12 protein-coding genes and 2 tRNA genes are annotated in these 17,673 nt (G+C 67.2%); 10 read left to right on the forward strand and 4 right to left on the reverse strand.

All coding sequences use genetic code 11. The features are described from left to right. Window positions 1–17: 17 nt before the first annotated feature. Window positions 18–1,145 (reverse strand): geranylgeranyl reductase family protein, encoded by a 1,128-nt coding sequence (locus BLV25_RS03430; protein WP_092730880.1) that lies wholly within the window; start codon window positions 1,143–1,145, stop codon window positions 18–20. Window positions 1,146–1,284: 139 nt separating this feature from the next. Between BLV25_RS03430 and BLV25_RS03435 the strand changes: the two genes are divergently transcribed. Then, a complete protein-coding gene (locus BLV25_RS03435; RefSeq protein ID WP_039399839.1) occupies window positions 1,285–3,363 on the forward strand; it encodes a DEAD/DEAH box helicase in 2,079 nt (692 codons plus the stop codon). Here the strand turns inward: BLV25_RS03435 and BLV25_RS03440 are convergent. Next, complete coding sequence (locus BLV25_RS03440) at window positions 3,318–4,460, reverse strand: glutamate-cysteine ligase family protein (protein ID WP_092730882.1); 1,143 nt, start codon at window positions 4,458–4,460, stop codon at window positions 3,318–3,320. The two genes, BLV25_RS03435 and BLV25_RS03440, sit on opposite strands and share 46 nt — an antisense overlap. 150 nt (window positions 4,461–4,610) lie before the next feature. Between BLV25_RS03440 and BLV25_RS03445 the strand changes: the two genes are divergently transcribed. Further along, window positions 4,611–4,681: transfer RNA gene (locus BLV25_RS03445), tRNA-Pro, on the forward strand. 7 nt (window positions 4,682–4,688) lie between these two features. Here the strand turns inward: BLV25_RS03445 and BLV25_RS17240 are convergent. Next, window positions 4,689–4,844: a hypothetical protein gene (locus BLV25_RS17240; protein ID WP_021075237.1), complete on the reverse strand. Its 156-nt coding sequence runs from the start codon at window positions 4,842–4,844 to the stop codon at window positions 4,689–4,691. Window positions 4,845–5,021: 177 nt separating this feature from the next. Between BLV25_RS17240 and BLV25_RS03450 the strand changes: the two genes are divergently transcribed. The 3 genes from BLV25_RS03450 (at window position 5,022) to BLV25_RS03460 (ending at window position 7,076) form a co-directional block, all read left to right on the forward strand. Then, window positions 5,022–5,095 (forward strand) — tRNA-Phe (locus BLV25_RS03450). A gap of 194 nt (window positions 5,096–5,289) precedes the next feature. Beyond that, the gene (locus tag BLV25_RS03455; protein ID WP_092730884.1) at window positions 5,290–6,153 is read left to right on the forward strand and encodes a restriction endonuclease; all 864 of its coding nucleotides are present in this window, start codon (window positions 5,290–5,292) and stop codon (window positions 6,151–6,153) included. A gap of 158 nt (window positions 6,154–6,311) precedes the next feature. After that, window positions 6,312–7,076: a pirin family protein gene (locus tag BLV25_RS03460; protein WP_092730886.1), complete on the forward strand. Its 765-nt coding sequence runs from the start codon at window positions 6,312–6,314 to the stop codon at window positions 7,074–7,076. A 406-nt stretch (window positions 7,077–7,482) separates the two neighbouring features. Here the strand turns inward: BLV25_RS03460 and BLV25_RS03465 are convergent, their stop codons facing one another. Next, window positions 7,483–8,013, reverse strand: a complete 531-nt coding sequence (locus BLV25_RS03465; protein ID WP_092730888.1) for a hypothetical protein — start codon at window positions 8,011–8,013, stop codon at window positions 7,483–7,485. 144 nt (window positions 8,014–8,157) lie between these two features. On the opposite strand from BLV25_RS03465, the gene BLV25_RS03470 reads away from it, so the two are divergent. From BLV25_RS03470 to BLV25_RS03490, 5 genes are all read left to right on the forward strand, one after another. Continuing rightward, complete coding sequence (locus tag BLV25_RS03470; RefSeq protein ID WP_092730890.1) at window positions 8,158–10,257, forward strand: PAS domain S-box protein; 2,100 nt, start codon at window positions 8,158–8,160, stop codon at window positions 10,255–10,257. A gap of 81 nt (window positions 10,258–10,338) precedes the next feature. After that, window positions 10,339–10,788 carry a universal stress protein gene (locus tag BLV25_RS03475; RefSeq protein WP_092730892.1) on the forward strand — a complete coding sequence of 150 codons (450 nt, stop codon included), beginning with the start codon at window positions 10,339–10,341 and terminating at the stop codon, window positions 10,786–10,788. Window positions 10,789–11,232: 444 nt separating this feature from the next. After that, window positions 11,233–14,826 carry a hypothetical protein gene (locus BLV25_RS17245; RefSeq protein WP_176819428.1) on the forward strand — a complete coding sequence of 1,198 codons (3,594 nt, stop codon included), beginning with the start codon at window positions 11,233–11,235 and terminating at the stop codon, window positions 14,824–14,826. Between the two features lie 126 nt (window positions 14,827–14,952). Continuing rightward, window positions 14,953–15,939, forward strand: coding sequence for a PLP-dependent cysteine synthase family protein (locus tag BLV25_RS03485; RefSeq protein WP_092730896.1), 987 nt, complete (start codon window positions 14,953–14,955; stop codon window positions 15,937–15,939). A 392-nt stretch (window positions 15,940–16,331) separates the two neighbouring features. After that, on the forward strand, window positions 16,332–17,669 hold the full coding sequence (locus BLV25_RS03490; protein WP_256335643.1) for a hypothetical protein: 1,338 nt from the start codon (window positions 16,332–16,334) through the stop codon (window positions 17,667–17,669). Window positions 17,670–17,673 lie beyond the last annotated feature (4 nt).

Below are 17,673 nucleotides of genomic sequence, written 5' to 3' on the forward strand. Positions count from 1 at the left end.
GCGTCGGCGGCGTCGACTCAGGAGAGCAGCCGCCGGAGCTGCTTGCGCGAGAAAAACGACGACGGGCGGTCCATATGGACGCCGATCTCCCCCGAGAGCGCGCGGAGCCCGACGCGCTGGACCGGCTCGGGCAACGAGTAACACGCCCGGATCAGCTTCCCCAGCCGGATCTCCGTGGCCAGCTCCGCGCGCCAGCCGGCCTCGTAGTCGGCCAGCGTGGCCGGCTCTGCGGGGTCGATCCGGTCGGCCGCGACGTCGGCGGCGGTCATCCCGTAGAGGATCCCGCCGCCGGTGAACGGCTTCGTCTGGGCGGCCGCGTCGCCGATCAGGAACGCCCGGTCGCTCGTCACCGTGTCCGGCGGCCCGATCGGGATGGCCCCCGAGCAGAAGCGGTCGGTCTCGACGTCGTAGGCGTCCGTCAGCGCGTCGAACAGCTCGGTGACGTCCTCGCCCGGCGGGGCGGCGAGCCCGTACTCGACGCCCGCATCGCCGCGGGGGATCCGCCAGGCGAAGAAGCGCGGGGCGGTGAGGTGGACGTCGACGAAGTCGCCGTCGTCGGGCGCGTCGTCGAACGCGAGCACGCCGTGGAGCGTCTCTCCGGGCTCGGGCATCCCCAGCGATCGACGGACCCGGGAGACGGGGCCGTCGCAGCCGGCCACCATCCGCGCCTCGATCGTCTCCGTGCCGACCGAACCGGTCGCACCGGTTGCGGTACCCCCATCGTCGCCGTCACGCCCGGCGACCGAGACCTCGAGGACGACCCGGTCGTCGCGCTCCTCGATCCCGGTCACGGTGTGGCCCTCGCGGACGTCGGCGCCGGCCTCGCGGGCGCACTCGGCCAGCGTCCGGTCGAGCTCGACGCGGTCGATCACGTTGGAGACCGCCTCGCGCTTATAAAACGGGTAGGAGCGGGACCCCGGTCCGCCGACGTGGAAGCGTGCGCCGCGGACCCGGTTCTGACGGAGCTCGCTTTCGGCGGCGTCCGGGACGTACTCCCAGATGTCCGTGGAGACGTGGCCCGAGCAGGCGAGCGGAGTGCCGATCTCGCCCTTCTCGAGGGCGACGACGTCGTGGCCGGCCGCGGCGGCCCGACGGGCGAACCGCGCGCCGGCGGGCCCGACGCCGACGACGGCGAAGTCGTACATACGTCGGGGGACGGCGTCCGCGCCCAAAACCCTCCCGGATGAACCCCTCGAGACGATTCCGGATGAACCCCCCGAGACGATTCCGGATGAATCCCCCGAGACGAACCGCTGAAGTACCCCGATCGCCTACGCGTCGGTAGTGTCACAGCAGCTGGCCGACGTCGACACCCTGTTCCTCCACGAGGCGCGGAGTCACTACGTCGTGGCGGCGATCCGGGACGGGTCGCGCGTCCTCCACGGGCGATTGGAACTCAAGGACACCGACGCGGGCCCCCGGCCCGGGAAGTTCCACGCGATCCGGGACGACGACGCCGAGCCGCGGCGGCCGGAGGAGTTCGTCGACCTGGCGCGGGCCGCCTCCCGGATCCGGATCTCCCAGCAGACCTCCCCGGAAGGGCGTAAACGCCTCCAGGCGGCTCTCGACGGCTACCAGCTCGATGCGGCGGTCGTCCGGACCTGCCGCCGGTGTGCCAGCGACGGTCGGTACTCGCCGATCACCGAGGACACGGCCATCGTCCACAACGACGAGCACATCTGTCCGGACTGCGCTAGACGGGAGCTCGACCGCGAGCTCTCCTTCGCCAGCGGCGTCGGCGGGACGAACGGCGGCGGCTTCACCGGCGCCGCCGAGGACCGCCTCGAGGAGCTGCTGCTGGACGTTCAGGACCTCGACCGGATCGCGAACCTGCTGTCGGGCGGGCTCGACCCGGACCTCACCAAGTACGACGAGGTCTCGGCGACCGTCGACGACGTGAGCCCGGTCCGGACCGCCGACCTCGACCTCCACCCGGCGCTCGCCGACCGGGTGGAGTCGCGGTTCGAGGAGCTGCTCCCGGTCCAGAGCCTCTCCGTCCGCAACGGCCTGCTCGAGGGCGACGACCAGCTCGTCGTGAGCGCCACCGCGACCGGCAAGACGCTCGTCGGCGAGCTGGCGGGGATCGACCGTGCCTTAAAAGGCGAGGGGACGCTGCTGTTTCTCGTCCCGCTGGTCGCGCTGGCAAACCAGAAACACGAGGACTTTCAGGACCGGTACGGCGACCTTCTCGACGTGTCGATCCGGGTCGGGTCCTCGCGGATCGACGACGACGGAAACCGGTTCGACCCGAACGCGGACGTGATCGTCGGGACCTACGAGGGGATCGACCACGCGCTCCGGACCGGCAAGGACCTGGGCGACGTCGGGACGGTCGTCATCGACGAGGTCCACACGCTCAAGGAGGGCGAGCGCGGGCACCGCCTCGACGGGCTGATCTCGCGGCTGAAACACTACAGCGAGCGGCGCGTCGCCGCCCGCGACTCCTACGACGGCGCCCAGTGGATCTACCTGTCGGCGACCGTCGGGAACCCCGAGTGGCTCGCCGGCGAGTTGGGCGCGACGCTCATCGAGTTCGAGGAACGCCCCGTTCCGATCGAGCGCCACGTCACGTTCGCCGACGGCCAAAAGAAGACGCGGATCGAGAACAAACTCGTCAAACGCGAGTTCGACCGGACGTCCTCGAAGGGGTATCGCGGCCAGACGATCGTCTTCACCAACTCACGGCGGCGCTGTCACGAGATCAGCCGGAAGCTCGAGTACGACTCGGCCCCGTACCACGCCGGCCTCGACCACGGCCGACGCAAGCAGGTCGAACGGCAGTTCCTCGACCAGGACCTCGCAGCGGTCGTCACCACGGCGGCGCTGGCGGCCGGGGTCGACTTCCCGGCCTCGCAGGTCGTCTTCGACTCGCTTGCCATGGGCATCGAGTGGCTCTCCGTTCAGGAGTTCTCCCAGATGCTCGGGCGGGCGGGCCGACCCGACTACCACGATCGCGGGACGGTCTTCCTGCTGGTCGAGCCCGACTGCACCTACCACAACTCGATGGAGCGCACCGAGGACGAGGTGGCGTTCACCCTCTTGAAAGGCGAGATGGAGGACGTCGCCACGATCTACGACGAGACCGCCGCCGTCGAGGAGACGCTCGCGAACATCACCGTCGCCGGGAATCAAGCGAAGCGGCTCAACGACCGGATGATCGGCGACGTTCCCACGAAACACGCCGTCGGCAAGCTGCTGGAGTGGGGGTTCATCGACGGCCTCGAGCCGACGCCGCTGGGGCGGGCGGTCACCCGCCACTTCCTCTCGCCCGACGAGGCGTTCCGCATCCTCGACGGGGTTCGGAAGGGGACCGACCCCTACGACCTCGTCGCCGAGCTGGAGCTGCGCGAGGACGACCGGTAGGGGAACGGACCGGTCGGGACGGGCTGACCGGCGGGAGCCCGCCGGTCGAGGTCGCGCTCGAGCCGGTCGGCGTACCGACGCCGGAGCCGCCGCACCGTCCCCGGGTCCAGCCGCGTCCGGCCGTCGATCCGCGAGCCGACCGGGCGGTAGGCGTCCACGTCGTAGCCCATCCGGTCGAGGTACCGCCGGAGCGAGCGTGACTCGAGGCCGCGGTCGAGCGCCGTCTCGACGTGCCGCTGTAGCGTCGCGAACGGCGGGACCCGAACCGGCCCGTCGGCCGTTCCGGGCGCGGACTCGATCCGCGTGCCCCGCTCGACCGCGGCCGCGACGATCGCGGCCGTCTCCCGGATCAGTCGGCCGAGATCGCTCGGCGGCGCGGCGTCGGGGGCTCGCCACTCGACGGTTCCCAGGTCGTCCCGGAGCCGGACCGGCGACCAGACCGCGGTCGCGGGCGTGAACGCGGCGTCGAATCGGTCCGGATCGATCCCGGCGTCGACCGCCGCCGTGCGGAAGGTCTCGCACCGGTCGTCGATCCGGTCGCGCCACTCCGCCGCCGACCGCGGATATCGCCAGAGCCGCCCATGGTCCGGGTAGTCGGCGTAACACAGCCGTCGGTAGACGTGGGGTCGCGCGCACGGCTTCGCGTGCCGCCCCCGGTAGTACGGCGACGTGGCCACGAGGGCGAACGCCGGGTCGAGCGCCGTCAGGACCCGGAGCTGGTCGACGGCGTCGACCTGCTCGAAGTGGACGTGCGTGCCCGCACAGTGGGCGGCGTGGTCGAGCCGGTCCCCGAGCACGGCGCGCTGGATCGCGGTCCGGTCGTCCCGGCTGGTGGGGATCGGACCCTCGCCCAGCGGCGTCCCCAGCGGAACGAGCCGCTTCCCGCGGTCGTGTGCCGTCTCCACGGTCGTCTCGAGGCGGCTCCGCAGTTCGCGGATCGCCGCCTCGGCCGAGTCGTGTGGCCGGGTCGTGACCTCGAGGAGCGGGTCGACGAACTCCGAGTCGACGCCCGGACACGCCGACGCGATCCCGGACGCCGACGTGAGCGCCCCGTCGCCGTCGACGACCCAGCACTCGAGTTCGATGCCGATGCGCATCGGTATCACCCGTATTGGTAGCGTATCCCGTTCGATACTGATCGGCGCGATCCACAAATCGGTAACGGCGATGCGAGACGCACTGCGGCCGGAACGGGTACTCTCCCCGAACGAAACCCTTTAGCGCGTCATCCGGGTAGTGGAGGGTGCGGGGCCGTAGGGTAGTGGTATCCTCGCTGCCTTGGGTGCAGTGGACCTGAGTTCGACTCTCAGCGGCCCCATCCGTTTCTACCGTCGCCGGTTCTCGATCTCCCGAACTCCCGAGTAGCCCCGGAACGTGTCCGCGATCCACCGTCCGGCGGCGACGATCGCTCGTCCCGGACGCCGCCACCACGCCGCGGGATCCGCGGCAGCGTCGTCGTCCGCGTTCTCGTTCGAGTCCATCGGTCCCCGGATCTCGTCCCCGAACCCTCATAATTCTTCATCCGGCCGCGGATCGAACGTCCGGATCGAGATCGGCGGCGGGCGATGACCCGGGGCGAGATGACGGGTTTCGGTCGCCACCCCCCGCGCCGGGTTTCGAAATCCTTTTGTCCCGAATCGGCCTTGGTTCGGATGCGAGCCGCCTTAGCTCAGATTGGGAGAGCACTCGACTGAAGATCGAGCTGTCCCCGGTTCAAATCCGGGAGGCGGCATTCCGTTTTCGCTCGGGTTGGATTCGAGATATCGCGTCGGGACGTAGTCCTATCTCACCGTCTCTCCCCGCGAGATTTGAACCGGCAACAGCACGTATCCTGTGCCGTCGGGCGTTTCACTACATCATATCGTATTTTATAAATCACCGATAGTGGTTTCACGTTCCTCCGACGACTGACCACTACTGGATAATATGGATGTGACTGAGAAGGAGCTCCTCAAAAAATTACAAGATATGGACGAGTATGAATTTGAGGAGTTTGTCGCGGATTTGTGGGAAAAACAAGGATGGAGTACGACGGTTACATCCGGCTCAAACGATGGTGGTGTGGATGTTATTGCTGAAAAAGACACGCCCTTCCATCAAAAACAACTGATACAAGCAAAGCGATATTCATCTCGCACCAAGGTAGGGCGTCCGGATATACAGCAGTACAGTAGTTTAAGACACCAGACGGATAACGTAGACGCCGTCGTTGTGGTGACGACCGGCGATTTCACTCCTCAAGCAGAGGAGGCTGCGGGTGATCTTAACGTTAAAACAGTCAACAGGGAACGGCTCATATCAATGATTAAAGAGTTGAAAACGGATGAGATGTTACGGAAATATATTCCTTCGGAAACAGAAAATAACTCTAAAGTGACACTATCGGATAGTAGGGATAGAAGTAAAGAAGACATACTGAATCAGGCGATACGGCTATCGAAACGGAACTCTGGAACAGTCTATGTGACGGTCTATTTAGACGGCTCAAATTCAGGGTATGTGATATCACCTCAACTCACCGCTGACGTTTATAATTGCCACGGATTTATTAACGAAAGTAACACCATCGGGAAGTTTGATACGCAAGATTGGGAGAAAATCAAATCGATTGCTCATAGAAACGGTCTTGAAGTAGTTGGCGGGGATGCTGAACGTGGTGGTAGATTATTTGTCGGGAGAACGGGTGGTAGAACCCCTGAAGCCGACGAAATTTTACGGACAATGAGCGAGTTCTTGTCCGAAGTTTTCTCCGTCTCACCTCAATTCGTTGATTTATTCATCCAAGAGTAACTAACCCGAAACAGTTGCTGCTCCCGCTGAGGCGGCTGATTGCGGGTATAGATATGGATCACTCGGAGATTCAGTCGCCTCATCCTTCAGTTCTAATCTGAACAGTGCGGGTACGGTCGCGCAGAACCCATTTAGCGGACGAGCGACTACACGCGACAATGAACGACTCGCCTTCAGCACGGACATCGTCTCGCATCTACACGGCGCCACGAACGGACGTTTCGCAGAATCAGGGCACGTTCCGGATCCATTTCAACTTCCCCGGCCGTGCCGTCCCCGAACACGACGACCACGGGTACGGGCCGCTCGCGACCGTCGTGGAGTCGTTTATGGATCCGGGGACGCTCATCCGGATGCACCAGCACCGAAACGAGGAGATAATCTCGTGGGTCCCCGACGGCGTGATGCGCCACGATGACCGGCAGGGCAACGAACTCGTCACCGATCCCGACCACCTGATGGTGATGAACGCCGGCAACGGCTTCTGGCACGCTGAGGAGACGCTCGCCGACGACCCGCCGCTGCGGATGCTCCAGATCTTCGTCCGCCCGCACAGCCTCGACCTCGAGCCCGGCATCCAACACGAACCGATCCCTGAACCGGTCGCCGGGGAATGGCGACACCTGTTTGGGCCCGAAGGAACCGACGCCCCGCTGTCCGTTCGGAACGACGTCGACTTCTACGACTGCCGGCTCACCGCCGAGGCCACGACCACGCTCCCCTCACGACCGGGCTGGCACACCTACCTGTACGTCTTCGACGGCGCCGTGGAAGTCGGCGGGAAGGCCGTCGGGTACACCGAGAGCGCACTCGTGACCGGTGGCGATGACGTCGCCGTCACTGCGACTGAGGACGCCACCATCGTCGCGTTCAACATCAAGCCCGATGCACCGATCACGCGCCAGGGCACCATCGGCCGCTGAGACGCCGGCGGACCGACTGTGGGTGGTTTTCACCCCCTGAGGTGAGAACTTCACTCGGCTGTCGGTCGGCTTTCCGTATCCAGTTGTGGACGGTCGATCGACAGCGCCCGATACCGAACCTCTCACGTTCTAAGATTGTATCCGAAAGTGATAATTCGGTCAATTGGTGTCGAATACCGAGCTTCATTGCCCACCGCGATGTCGCTTCTCGATCCACAACCACTCACTCGAAGTAGTCGCCACCATCGGCGAGGCGGGCTGTTTCTGCCATCGGCCGGATGAATCTCGCTCCGTCTTATTCTTCAGTTCTAATCCGACTCGGACTTCATCACCGGGATATTGACGCATATATTCCGGGAGTGAACGCGAGCGTCCGTAGTGAACGCTCTCGGTCGAGCCGCGTCACTCACCAGTTCCCGACGTCGTTCTCGACCCGATATCTCTGGTAGTAGGCTTTCTCCACGGTCCGGAGATCGAAGTCGCCAGGGTTCCGGTCGCGGAGTTCCGCGAGGATCTTCGGATAGTCGGTGACCCGCATCCCTCGATCCTCCCCGAAGAACTCGTGAACGATGTATCGGTCGCCGATCGCGTAGGTTTCGGGGTCGTAAAACATCAATACGACCGTCGCCGTCGAGCCGCCGATCCCCGGAATCGACCGTAGCGTCTTCAGCTGGAGCGTCGGATCGTCGACCAGCAACGCCGCCTCGCTCACGCGCCGAACGAACGCGTCGGGGACGGACCGTACCTGTTCGACGTTGCGGTCGCGTCGTCCCGCCTGTCCGTTCAGCTTCCACCGGACGACGTCCGCGAGCTGCTCGCGGGTGATATACCCCTGGTCGGCCAACGCCTCGTGGAGCCGTTCCTCGATGGCCCGGAGGTCGTCGTCGTACACTTCGTCGTACCGGTCGCTCCACTCCCGGATCTCGTCCGCGTCCATACCCATTCAGCGACCGTGAGGGTAATAGGCCTCCCGCAACGCCACGAGGTCGATCCGACGTCGTCCTGACGGACTATTTAAACGTGTTTCGAGGAACAGGGTGAACGTATTAGTGGATTCCCGGCGTGGGATAACCCACTGCGAATGTTCGATCCCGACTCCGACGGCACCAGCGTCCTCCGTCGCCACTCGTGGATCGCCGTGTCGCTGCTGGGGGTGCTGCTGCTGTTCGTGCCGCTCTACGATATGTGGGAGGACGTCACCGCCCTGTCCTGGGGCATCGCCTCGACCGTGGTGGAGAACTCGCTGCTGCTCCTGCTCGCGATCGGGCTCGTCTACGGCGGCGTCTGGATCGGGCGGCAGGACTGGGAGCCACGATTCGTCTGGGCGGCGGTGAAGTGGAACGTCGGGATCGCGGTCGCGATCGCGGGTCTTTACGGCGTCGTCGTCGCGCTCCAGCTGGCCGTGATGGGATCGCTCAAACCCTGGATCCTCGTCCTCGACGGGGTGCTCTTCGGCTCGGTGGCGGCGCTCGGCGTTGGGGTCTACAACGCTCGCCGGAGTCAGGCGATGTCGCAACTGGAGGAGCGCGACGAGCGACTGCGGCGGATGTACGATGTGATCTCCGACCCGGGGTTGACCTTCGATGAGAAGGTCGATCGGCTGATCGGGATCGGTCAGGACCTCTTCGACGCCGAGTACGGCGCCTTCGCACGCATCGACGCGGACGCTGGCGAGTATCACCTCGAAGCCGTTCGGACGACCTCAGCCGACCTCTCGGAGGGCGACGTGGTGCCGCTGGCACAAACCCACTGCCAGCGAACGGTCGAGGAGGATCGCACGATCCAGTTCGAGACCCGGCCCTTCGACGTCGACCCCAAGAACTACGGCACGGAGACGGGCTTCGAGATGTACGTCGGGACGCCCGTCTACGAGAACGACGCCTTCTACGGGACGCTGTGTTTCCTCGACCGGGAGGAGGCGGCGTCCTTCGACCAGTGGGAGCTCACGGTCGTCGAGCTGATGGGCAACTGGATGGGTTACGAACTCAACCGCAAGCACCTCCTCGAGGAGCGCCAGCAGGCCCTCCGCGAGCAGGAGGCGAAGTTCGAACAGTTCGTCGACGGCGTCGACAACCACGCGGTCTTCGCGCTCGACACCGAGGGCCTCGTGACCTCCTGGAACCAGGGTGCCGAACGGATCAAGGGCTACTCGCGCGACGAGATCGTCGGGGAGCACTTCTCGGTGTTTTATCCGCGGGAAAAGCGCGAGGCGGGTCGTCCCGGGGAGCTCCTGACGGAGGCCGCGGAGACGGGACAGGCCACCGACGAGGGATGGCGCGTCCGCAGCGACGGCACCCGGTTTTGGGCCCACGTCACGATCGCCGCCCGCCACGACGACGGCGAGCACGTCGGCTACCTCAAGATCGTCCGGGACCTGACCGACCGCCGCGAGTACGAGCGGGCGCTGGAACGCGAACGCGAGCGCATCGAGTTTCTGAACCGGATCATCCGACACAACATCCTCAACGGACTCAACCTCATCGACGCCCGCGCCGAGCTCCTCGAGCCGGAGTTCGCCGGCAGCCCCGAGCCCCAAGCTCACCTCGAGACGATTCGGGACCGCGTCGCGGACATGACCGAGCTCATCGAGACGATGCGCTCCCTCGCCGACGCCATCGCGGTCGATTCCGACTACGACCTCGAGTCGGTCGAGCTCCGCAGCGCGATCGAGGAGAAGGTCGAACTCTCGCGAGCCACCTATCCCGAGGCCGAGTTCACGACCCGGGACCTCCCCGATCCCGGGACGACCGTCGTCGGCGACGACCTCATCGGCGAGGTCTTCGAGAACGTGCTCTCCAACGCCGTGACCCACAACGACTCCGCGTCGCCGACGGTCGAGGTCCGGACGAGCGAAACGACCGTCGACGTCCCGACCGATCCGGAGTCCGGGGAGTTGCTCTCGGGTCAACGCGCCGAGCGACGGTCGGCATCGGCCGTCGAGACGGAGCGGCGGGACGCGATCGCCGTTCACGTCGCTGACGACGGCCCCGGCATCCCCGACGAGGAGAAGGACGCGGTCCTCCGGAAGGGCGTCTCCGAACTCAAGGAGCCCGGCAACGGCTTCGGACTCTACCTCGTCACGGAGATGATGAACGCGTACGGCGGCACGGTGACGATCCGGGACCACGAGGCCCCCGACGGCGGCACCGTCGTCGAGTTGGTCTTTCCGCTTGCGGAGTGACGGTCCCGTCCCCGGCTCTCGCCGTTCCTCGTCGCCGATTAGCTTCACCCTTTAACTGATGCCGCGATCGCACAGCCGCGTATGGCCCGACACATTCTGGTTCCGCTGGACGGTTCGGCGGCATCGTGGAACGCGCTCGAGTTCGCGATCGACCACCACCCCGAGGCGACGATCACCGCCGTCCACGTCGTCAGCGTGGTTTCCGAAACCGAGGCGACGCCGGTCGGGATGGCACCGGTCCACGTTGAGGAGGTCTACGAGGCCGCCGAGGAGCACGCCGCCTCGCTGCTTTCGGACGCCGAGGAGCTCGCGGCCGAGCGCGGGACGGACGTCGAGACGGAGCACGTCCGCGGGCGGCCGACCGACGCCATCCTGGACTACGTCGAGGCGGAAGACGTCGATCAGATCATCATGGGCAGCCACGGTCACAGCGGGCTCAAGCGCGTCGTCATCGGCAGCGTGGCGGAGAGGGTCACCCGGCACGCGCCGGTTCCGGTGACGATCGTCCGGGCCGACGCCGAGACGGAGTGAACAACCCCCTCCGTCGCTCGGTGTGGTGAACTGCCGGCGAAATCGAGGCACATCGGTCCGAAACCGTCACCTAAGCAGTTAGGAAACCGTCCCGCCTGCGTGCGAATCCACCAACCCGATCCGGCGGATTCCTGCGGTAAGCACTTAGGAACGTGCCTGATTGTGAACGTTTTCCAATTGACACTCATCGCCAGCCCACAGTGCTGGCGCCCCTTACAGGAGCGATCTCACGATGAGTGTACACACTCGCCGCGACCGTCTCACGACGTGGTACCGAGCCGGCACGTCCATCCGTCCGCCGGCAGCACACAGTACAGCCAGCGACGCGGGCCGAGCTGGACGTCCGCGAGGTCGCCCGCCCCGGATCCGCCGGGTCAACGAGCCAACGGCTTGCGGGAGCATCCCGCCGTCGCAGACCGACGGAGCACCCCTGAGAACCGGCCAATGAGGGGGAGAACCAACGCGGACGGATCTCGGGCAGCAGTCGTGCTGCTCGTCGTCGTCCTGGTCGGAGCGAGCCTCCAATTCGCGGGACTGGCCGGCGCCGCGACGAACGTCTCGATCAGCCCGAGCGACGCCGACGCGAACGCGACGGGCGTGACCTACAACGCGACCGGGGACCTGCAGCTCGGGAATCAGGACACGCTCCAGGACGTCGACGTCCACCTGGAGCCCGCGGACGTCGGCGCCGTCGGATCCGGCGACGTCGACCTCTTCATTAACGGCGTCGAGTACACTGACGGGTTCACGGAGTTCAGCGCATCCGACGGCACCGTCGAGTTCAAGCTCTCGAGCTCACGGAACGTCAACGACGGCGACACCGTCCGCATCGAGGTCGCCGACGTCACGAACCCCGCGGACGACTTCACCGCGAACGCGACGCTGCACGACACCGGCGACACGCAGTTCGAGGAGTTCGAGGACGCCGTCTCCATCGACACGTCCGCGTCGATCGGGTACGAGGATCTCGCCTTCAACGACACGCACACCGACGGCAACGACACCACGGTCGAGGTCGGCGAGAACCTCACCGTCTCCGCGGTGGTGAACAACACCGGCGAGCAGTCGGGCACCTACAACGCCTCGCTGGTCGTCGACGGCTCGGTGGTCCGCTGGGAGAACGGCACCGTCGCCGCCGACTCGACGACCACGGTCGACTTCGTCACCGACTTCGGCGACGCCGGCACCTACGACGTCACGATCGACGATCTCGCCGCGAGGGAGGTCACCGTCGTCGGGTCGACGACGATCGTCGACGGCGCGGCCGCTCCCGACCCCGTCGAGCCCGGCCGGACCGTCGACAACCAGCTGGTCCACGTCGAGGTCGCGAACGTCAGCCAGGACGGCGACACCGACACCCACTACGTCGAGTTCCCGAACGAGCTCGCGGACGGCCTCTCGCCGAACTCGGCGGACGCCAACGCGACGAGCATCACCTCCAGCGTGAACCTGGTTGACGGCTTCGACGGCGACGGCGTCGACGACACCCTCCGGTTCGCGACGAGCGGCGACGGCGGCGGTGCGATCGACCTGAACCTCACCGTCGACACCGGCGTTTCCTATCCCGACCGCGAGGACGCGTTCGAGATCGACGCCCGCACCGTCGACAGCAGCGGTGCAACGACGACCCGGCAGGACGTCGAGACGATCATCACCGGCACGGCGATCTCGAACTACGACGCGTCGAACCCCGATGGCCGCGAGCTCGCGGTCTCCTTCGACTCGACGGAGCAGCTCGCCGACGTCACCATCGACGTCACGAACGCCAGCGGCACGACGGTCGCGACGTTCACCGAGAGCAACCTCACCGAGACCGACGAGGGCGACACCTGGGCGTACAACGGGTCGCAGGTCCTCGACGCCGACGGCAGCTACGACGTGACCCTCGAGCAGGCCGTCGACGGCGACGGGAACGACGTCTCCGACGGCGAGACCGACGCCGTCCGGATCGGCGCGCAGGGCGTCGCCATCGTCGACGGAACGGTCGATCCCGCCTCGGTCGACCCCGGAGAGACCGTGAACAACCAGGTGGTGACGGTGACGCTCGCGAACGTCAGCGCCGACGGCGACACCGACACGCACTACGTCGCGTTCCCGAACGAACTCGCGGACGGCCTCTCGGTGAACGGAGCAAGCGTGAACGGCTCCGCGAGCATCGCCCAGAGCGCCGAGCTCGTCGACGGCCGCGACGGTGATGGCGTCGACGACACCGTCAGATTCCAGACCGACGTCGACGGTGGCGGCACGGTCGATCTGAACACGACCGTCGACGTGAGCGTCGATTACCCGGACGCGGAGACGTCCTACGGCATCGACGCGACCGTCGAGGATAGCAGCGGCGGCGACGCCGGACCGCGGGAGGTCGCCACCGTCGACGCGGGAACCGGCACTACTGGCTCCGGAGACGACACGACCGACGGCACCGACGATTCTGGGGACGGAACTACCGGCGATTCCGGGGATGACGGCACCGATGGCTCCGGAAGTGACGGCACCGGCGATTCCGGAGGCGGCGCTTCCGGCGGGGATCCCCTGCCGCCGACGGTCTCCGGCTTCGACGTCGAGATCGACGGCCAGGACGTCACCGTGACCGCCGTCGTCGATGCGCGCGCGGACGCCCTCACCGTCGACCTTGCGGGCGCCACGGTTGACCGACTCCGGATCGAGGACTTCACTCGCGAGCGCGAGGACGGCACATACGTCTACTCGGCCGACGTCGACGCGGGCGACGGGGCCACCGTCGTCGCGACCCTCCAACGCGTCACGAGCGCCACCGGCTCCGTCGAACCGGATCGCGTCGCCTCGGCTACTGCCGGACCCCGCCCGAGCAGCTTCGCCGGTTCGCCCTTCGTCGGAGCCGACGACAGCCGACACACGCTCGCGGTCCGCATCGCGGAGAACGCCAGCGTCGTCGGCCAGCCCCTCGATCGCGTCTCGGTCGGCTATTCCGACGCGTTCCTGGCGACCGGCGGCGACCTCTCCTCGGTCAGCGACGACCAGAACGTCGAACGCCTCCTCGTGGTTGCGGCCAACGGCAGCGTCCGTGCTCGCCTCGGCGGCACCGACGAGGTCACCGTCGACACGACCGCCGGCACGGTCGACGCCGACCTCTCGACGGTCGACGGCGAGCGGCGGCCGACGATCCGTGCCGGCGACCGGATCGTCGTCGGGCTCGAACCCGTGACCAATCCCCGGACGGCGGGTCGATACGACACGACCGTGACGCTGACGAGCACGGCGGGTCTCACCCACGATCTGTCGACGAGCGTTCGCATCCGGGACCCCGCGGCCGTGCAGGCGGTCGATACCGGGATCGTCTTGCCCGACGCTGAGCGGACGGCTGCCGTGTCCGACGCTGAGCGGACGGCTGCCGTGTCCGACGCTGAGCGGACGGCCGCTTCGTACGGATCGACGCTCACCGTCGAGCCGCTCATCGTGGAGTCTCAAGACGGCGTGGTCGGGTCGGTACAGCCGATCGATGCCGAGGCCCAGCTCTCCGACGACGGGCGGGCGATCGCCGAGTTCGAGGAGACCCCCACCATCGAGTCGGTCGTCGTGGAGTCCACGGACGGGGCTGTCGGGCCCGTGCAGGCCGTCGTTCCCAGCAACCGATCCGCTTTCATCGACGACCGCTCGCGACCGGTCGTCACCACGATGATCCTCGACCGGCCCGTTTTCGCCGAGGACGCCGAGGCGACCCTCCGCGTGCGGCTCTCGCTTGCGGAGCTCGACGGACGGGCCGCGGACCACACGATCGTCCGCTACGACGAGGACGCCGACGAGTGGCGCCAGCTCGACACGAACGTCGCCGAGCGCGGTAACGGAACGGTGACTCTCGATGCGACGACGACCTCGACCTCGTCGTTCGCCGTCCTCGGGCCGGCGGCGGATCGCGGCGGCGACACGGGGAGTACGCCTGCCCCCGCCGGTGACGCCCCGGACGACTCCGCATCGTCGCTGCTGCCCGCGTGGCTCCTGTGGCTGCTCCTGCTCGGGATCGTCCTCGCGGCGCTCGTCGCGGCGCGACGACGGGAGTAACCGTTGGAGGTCTCCGCTTCGTCCGAGTCTCGAACGTCTCGTCGTTCCCGGCTGCCCGGCGCTTCGCTGCGGAACGGGCGGCGGTTTGGGGCGGCATACTTTTCGGCGGGACGCCATAGGACGCCCATGGCAGCGACAGCCGATCTCAGTGCGGTCGGAAACACGCCCTTGATCGAACTCGAGGGACCGTCGTCGCCGACGGTGTACGGGAAGGTCGAGTGGTTCAACCAAGCGGGGATGCCCCACGGCGGCGGGTCGATCAAGTCCCGCATCGGGAAGTCGATGCTGCTCGCGGCGGAGGCCGGTCCGGAGCCGCTCGCCGACCGGACGCTCCTGGAAGCCTCGAGCGGGAACACCGGCGCGGCCGTCGCCCGCTTCGGCGCCGCCCGGGGCTACGACGTCGAGATCGTTCTCCCCGACGACGCCGGCGGCGGGAAGGTGGCGGCGATGGAGGCTGCCGGGGCGGAGCTCGTTCGGATCGACGCCGACCTCGGCTACGACGCCTACGTGGAGGCCTGTCGGTCGCGGACCGGGGGCCATCCCGACCGCTACTGCTACCTGGACCAGTACGAAAATCCGGCCAATCCCGGCGTTCACGCCGGGACGACCGGCCCGGAGATCTGGGCGCAGACCGACGGCGCGGTCGACCACTTCGTCGCCGGCGCCGGAACTGCCGGCACGCTCGTCGGCGTCGGGACCGCCCTTCGCGACCGGGGTGTGGACGTCCACGGCTACGAGCCGGCGACGGACGAGCACGACATCGCGGGCTGCAAGCATATGCACACGGCGGGCCACTACGTCCCGGGAACGTACGATCCCGCGGTCGTGGAGACGATGACGTTTCTCGGCACGGAGACCGCCCACGATGCCACACGCCGGCTCCGGCGCCGCTACGATGACCGGCGGATCCGGATCGAGGACCCCGGCCAGTGGTCGCGATCGTTCGTCAGGGAGGAACTCCGCGTCGACGGCGAGTTCCGCGTCGGCCCCTCCAGCGGCGGCGCGCTCGCGTTGGTCGAGCGACTCTCCGATCGCGGAGTCTTCGAGTCGGACGACGTCGTCGTCATCCCGCTGGCGGACCGCGGGGACCGGTATCCGGAACGGTACCTGTGATTTTCCGGGGCCGGATCGCTCGCTCGACGCCTCTTGGCCGCTCGACGTCGATTCGACGAGCGGCGGAACGCCTCCGGATTTGGCTTCCTTTTTATTGGCATCACGGGTAGACATCCGGTTGCGGGTCGCGTCGCACCCAACGTGACCGGCACGGCGACGGTGTCTCCCGCACCACCGATCGCCACTTCCCACACCCACCCCTCTCCGCGGTTTTCGTCCGACCCAGCGCCCTGAGCGGGCAGCGACCGTCGATTCGCCGGCACCGCAATCGTTCGAGCCGGGGGTGCGGCCGCCGAGTGCCTGGGGCCGGGTGGCGCTTGGCGACACGAACGCTCGACACTCGCGTCGCCATTTGGCCAATCCACTTTGGGCCCGAGCCCGAATCGGACGGTATGCGTGTACTCATTATGGGGGCTGCCGGCCGGGACTTCCACGACTTCAACGAGGTCTTCCGGGGGCGGGAGGACGCCGAGGTCGTCGCGTTCACCCGCGCGCCCGGTCAGAACCTCGGGGCGGCGACCGCCGGGACGGACCGCCGGTACCCGGCGTCGCTTGCCGGCTCCGGCTATCCCGACGGCATCCCGATCGAGCCCGAAGCCGACCTGGAGTCGCTCATCGAGACCCACGACGTCGACCAGGTGGTCTTCTCCTACTCCGACGTCTCCCACGACCACGTTATGCACGCGGCCTCGCGGGCGATGAGCGCCGGCGCGGACTTCCGTCTCGTCGGCCCGGAGGCGATGCAGATCGACCTCGACGTGCCGGTCCTGGCCGTCGACGCCGTCCGGACTGGCTGTGGCAAGTCCCAGGTCACCCGCGGGTTCGCCGGCGCGTTGGAGAAGCGCGACGTCGCGGTCCGGATCGTCCGCGAGCCGATGCCCTACGGCGACCTCGAGGCCCGGCGCGTCAGCCGGTTCGCCGACTACGACGATCTCGACGCCGCCGGCGTCACGATCGAGGAACGCGAGGAGTACGAACAGCACCTCGACGACGGCCACGTCGTCTTCGCCGGCGTCGACTACCGCGCGGTCGGCGCGGCCGCCGCCCGGGAGGCCGACGTCGTGCTCTGGGACGGCGGCAACAACGAACTCCCCTTCTACGACCCCGACCTCCACGTCGTCCTCGTCGACCCGTTGCGGGCCGGCGACGAGCGTCGCTACCATCCCGGGGAGACGAACCTCCGGATGGCGGACGTCGTCATCTCGAACAAGGAGAACGGCGCCGACGCCGACGCGATCGAGACCGTCGTCGAGTCGGTCGCGGACGTGAACCCCGACGCCGAGATCCGCCACGCCGACTCCGTCGTCACCGTCGATCACCCCGATCGCGTCACGGGGGCCCGCGTTCTGGCCGTCGAGGACGGTCCGACGCTCACTCACGGTGATGCACCGACCGGCGCGGGCACGGTCGCTGCCGAGAAGTACGGCGCTGCGGAACTCGTCGATCCCCGCGACGCGGCCGTTGGGTCGATCGCGGCGGTCTTCGAGCGCCACGAGCACCTCGGGGACTGTCTCCCCGCGATGGGCTACACCGACGAGCAGCTGCGGGATCTCGAGGCGACGATCCGGGCCGTGGACTGTGACCTCGTGCTCGCCGGGACGCCCCACGACCTGTCGCATCAGATCGACGTCGACACGCCGATCGTGCGGGTCAACTACCGCACTGAGCTTCACGACGCCTCGTTCGAGGCGCTGGTGGACCGGTACGCTACCGACCTGGGTCTGCCGTGACCGG

Source organism: Halopenitus persicus (assembly GCF_900107205.1).
Taxonomy (GTDB): Archaea; Halobacteriota; Halobacteria; order Halobacteriales; family Haloferacaceae; genus Halopenitus; species Halopenitus persicus.

What these genes read in the sequence shown, in the direction of transcription:
- BLV25_RS03430 (WP_092730880.1), bottom strand. Translation starts at nt 1,145, where the DNA reads ATGTACGACTTCGCCGTCGTCGGCGTCGGGCCCGCCGGCGCGCGGTTC.
- BLV25_RS03440 (WP_092730882.1), bottom strand. Translation starts at nt 4,460, where the DNA reads ATGCGCATCGGCATCGAACTCGAGTGCTGGGTCGTCGACGGCGACGGG.
- BLV25_RS17240 (WP_021075237.1), bottom strand. Translation starts at nt 4,844, where the DNA reads ATGGACTCGAACGAGAACGCGGACGACGACGCTGCCGCGGATCCCGCG.
- BLV25_RS03455 (WP_092730884.1), top strand. Translation starts at nt 5,290, where the DNA reads ATGGATGTGACTGAGAAGGAGCTCCTCAAAAAATTACAAGATATGGAC.
- BLV25_RS03460 (WP_092730886.1), top strand. Translation starts at nt 6,312, where the DNA reads ATGAACGACTCGCCTTCAGCACGGACATCGTCTCGCATCTACACGGCG.
- BLV25_RS03465 (WP_092730888.1), bottom strand. Translation starts at nt 8,013, where the DNA reads ATGGACGCGGACGAGATCCGGGAGTGGAGCGACCGGTACGACGAAGTG.
- BLV25_RS03470 (WP_092730890.1), top strand. Translation starts at nt 8,158, where the DNA reads ATGTTCGATCCCGACTCCGACGGCACCAGCGTCCTCCGTCGCCACTCG.
- BLV25_RS03475 (WP_092730892.1), top strand. Translation starts at nt 10,339, where the DNA reads ATGGCCCGACACATTCTGGTTCCGCTGGACGGTTCGGCGGCATCGTGG.
- BLV25_RS17245 (WP_176819428.1), top strand. Translation starts at nt 11,233, where the DNA reads ATGAGGGGGAGAACCAACGCGGACGGATCTCGGGCAGCAGTCGTGCTG.
- BLV25_RS03485 (WP_092730896.1), top strand. Translation starts at nt 14,953, where the DNA reads ATGGCAGCGACAGCCGATCTCAGTGCGGTCGGAAACACGCCCTTGATC.
- BLV25_RS03490 (WP_256335643.1), top strand. Translation starts at nt 16,332, where the DNA reads ATGCGTGTACTCATTATGGGGGCTGCCGGCCGGGACTTCCACGACTTC.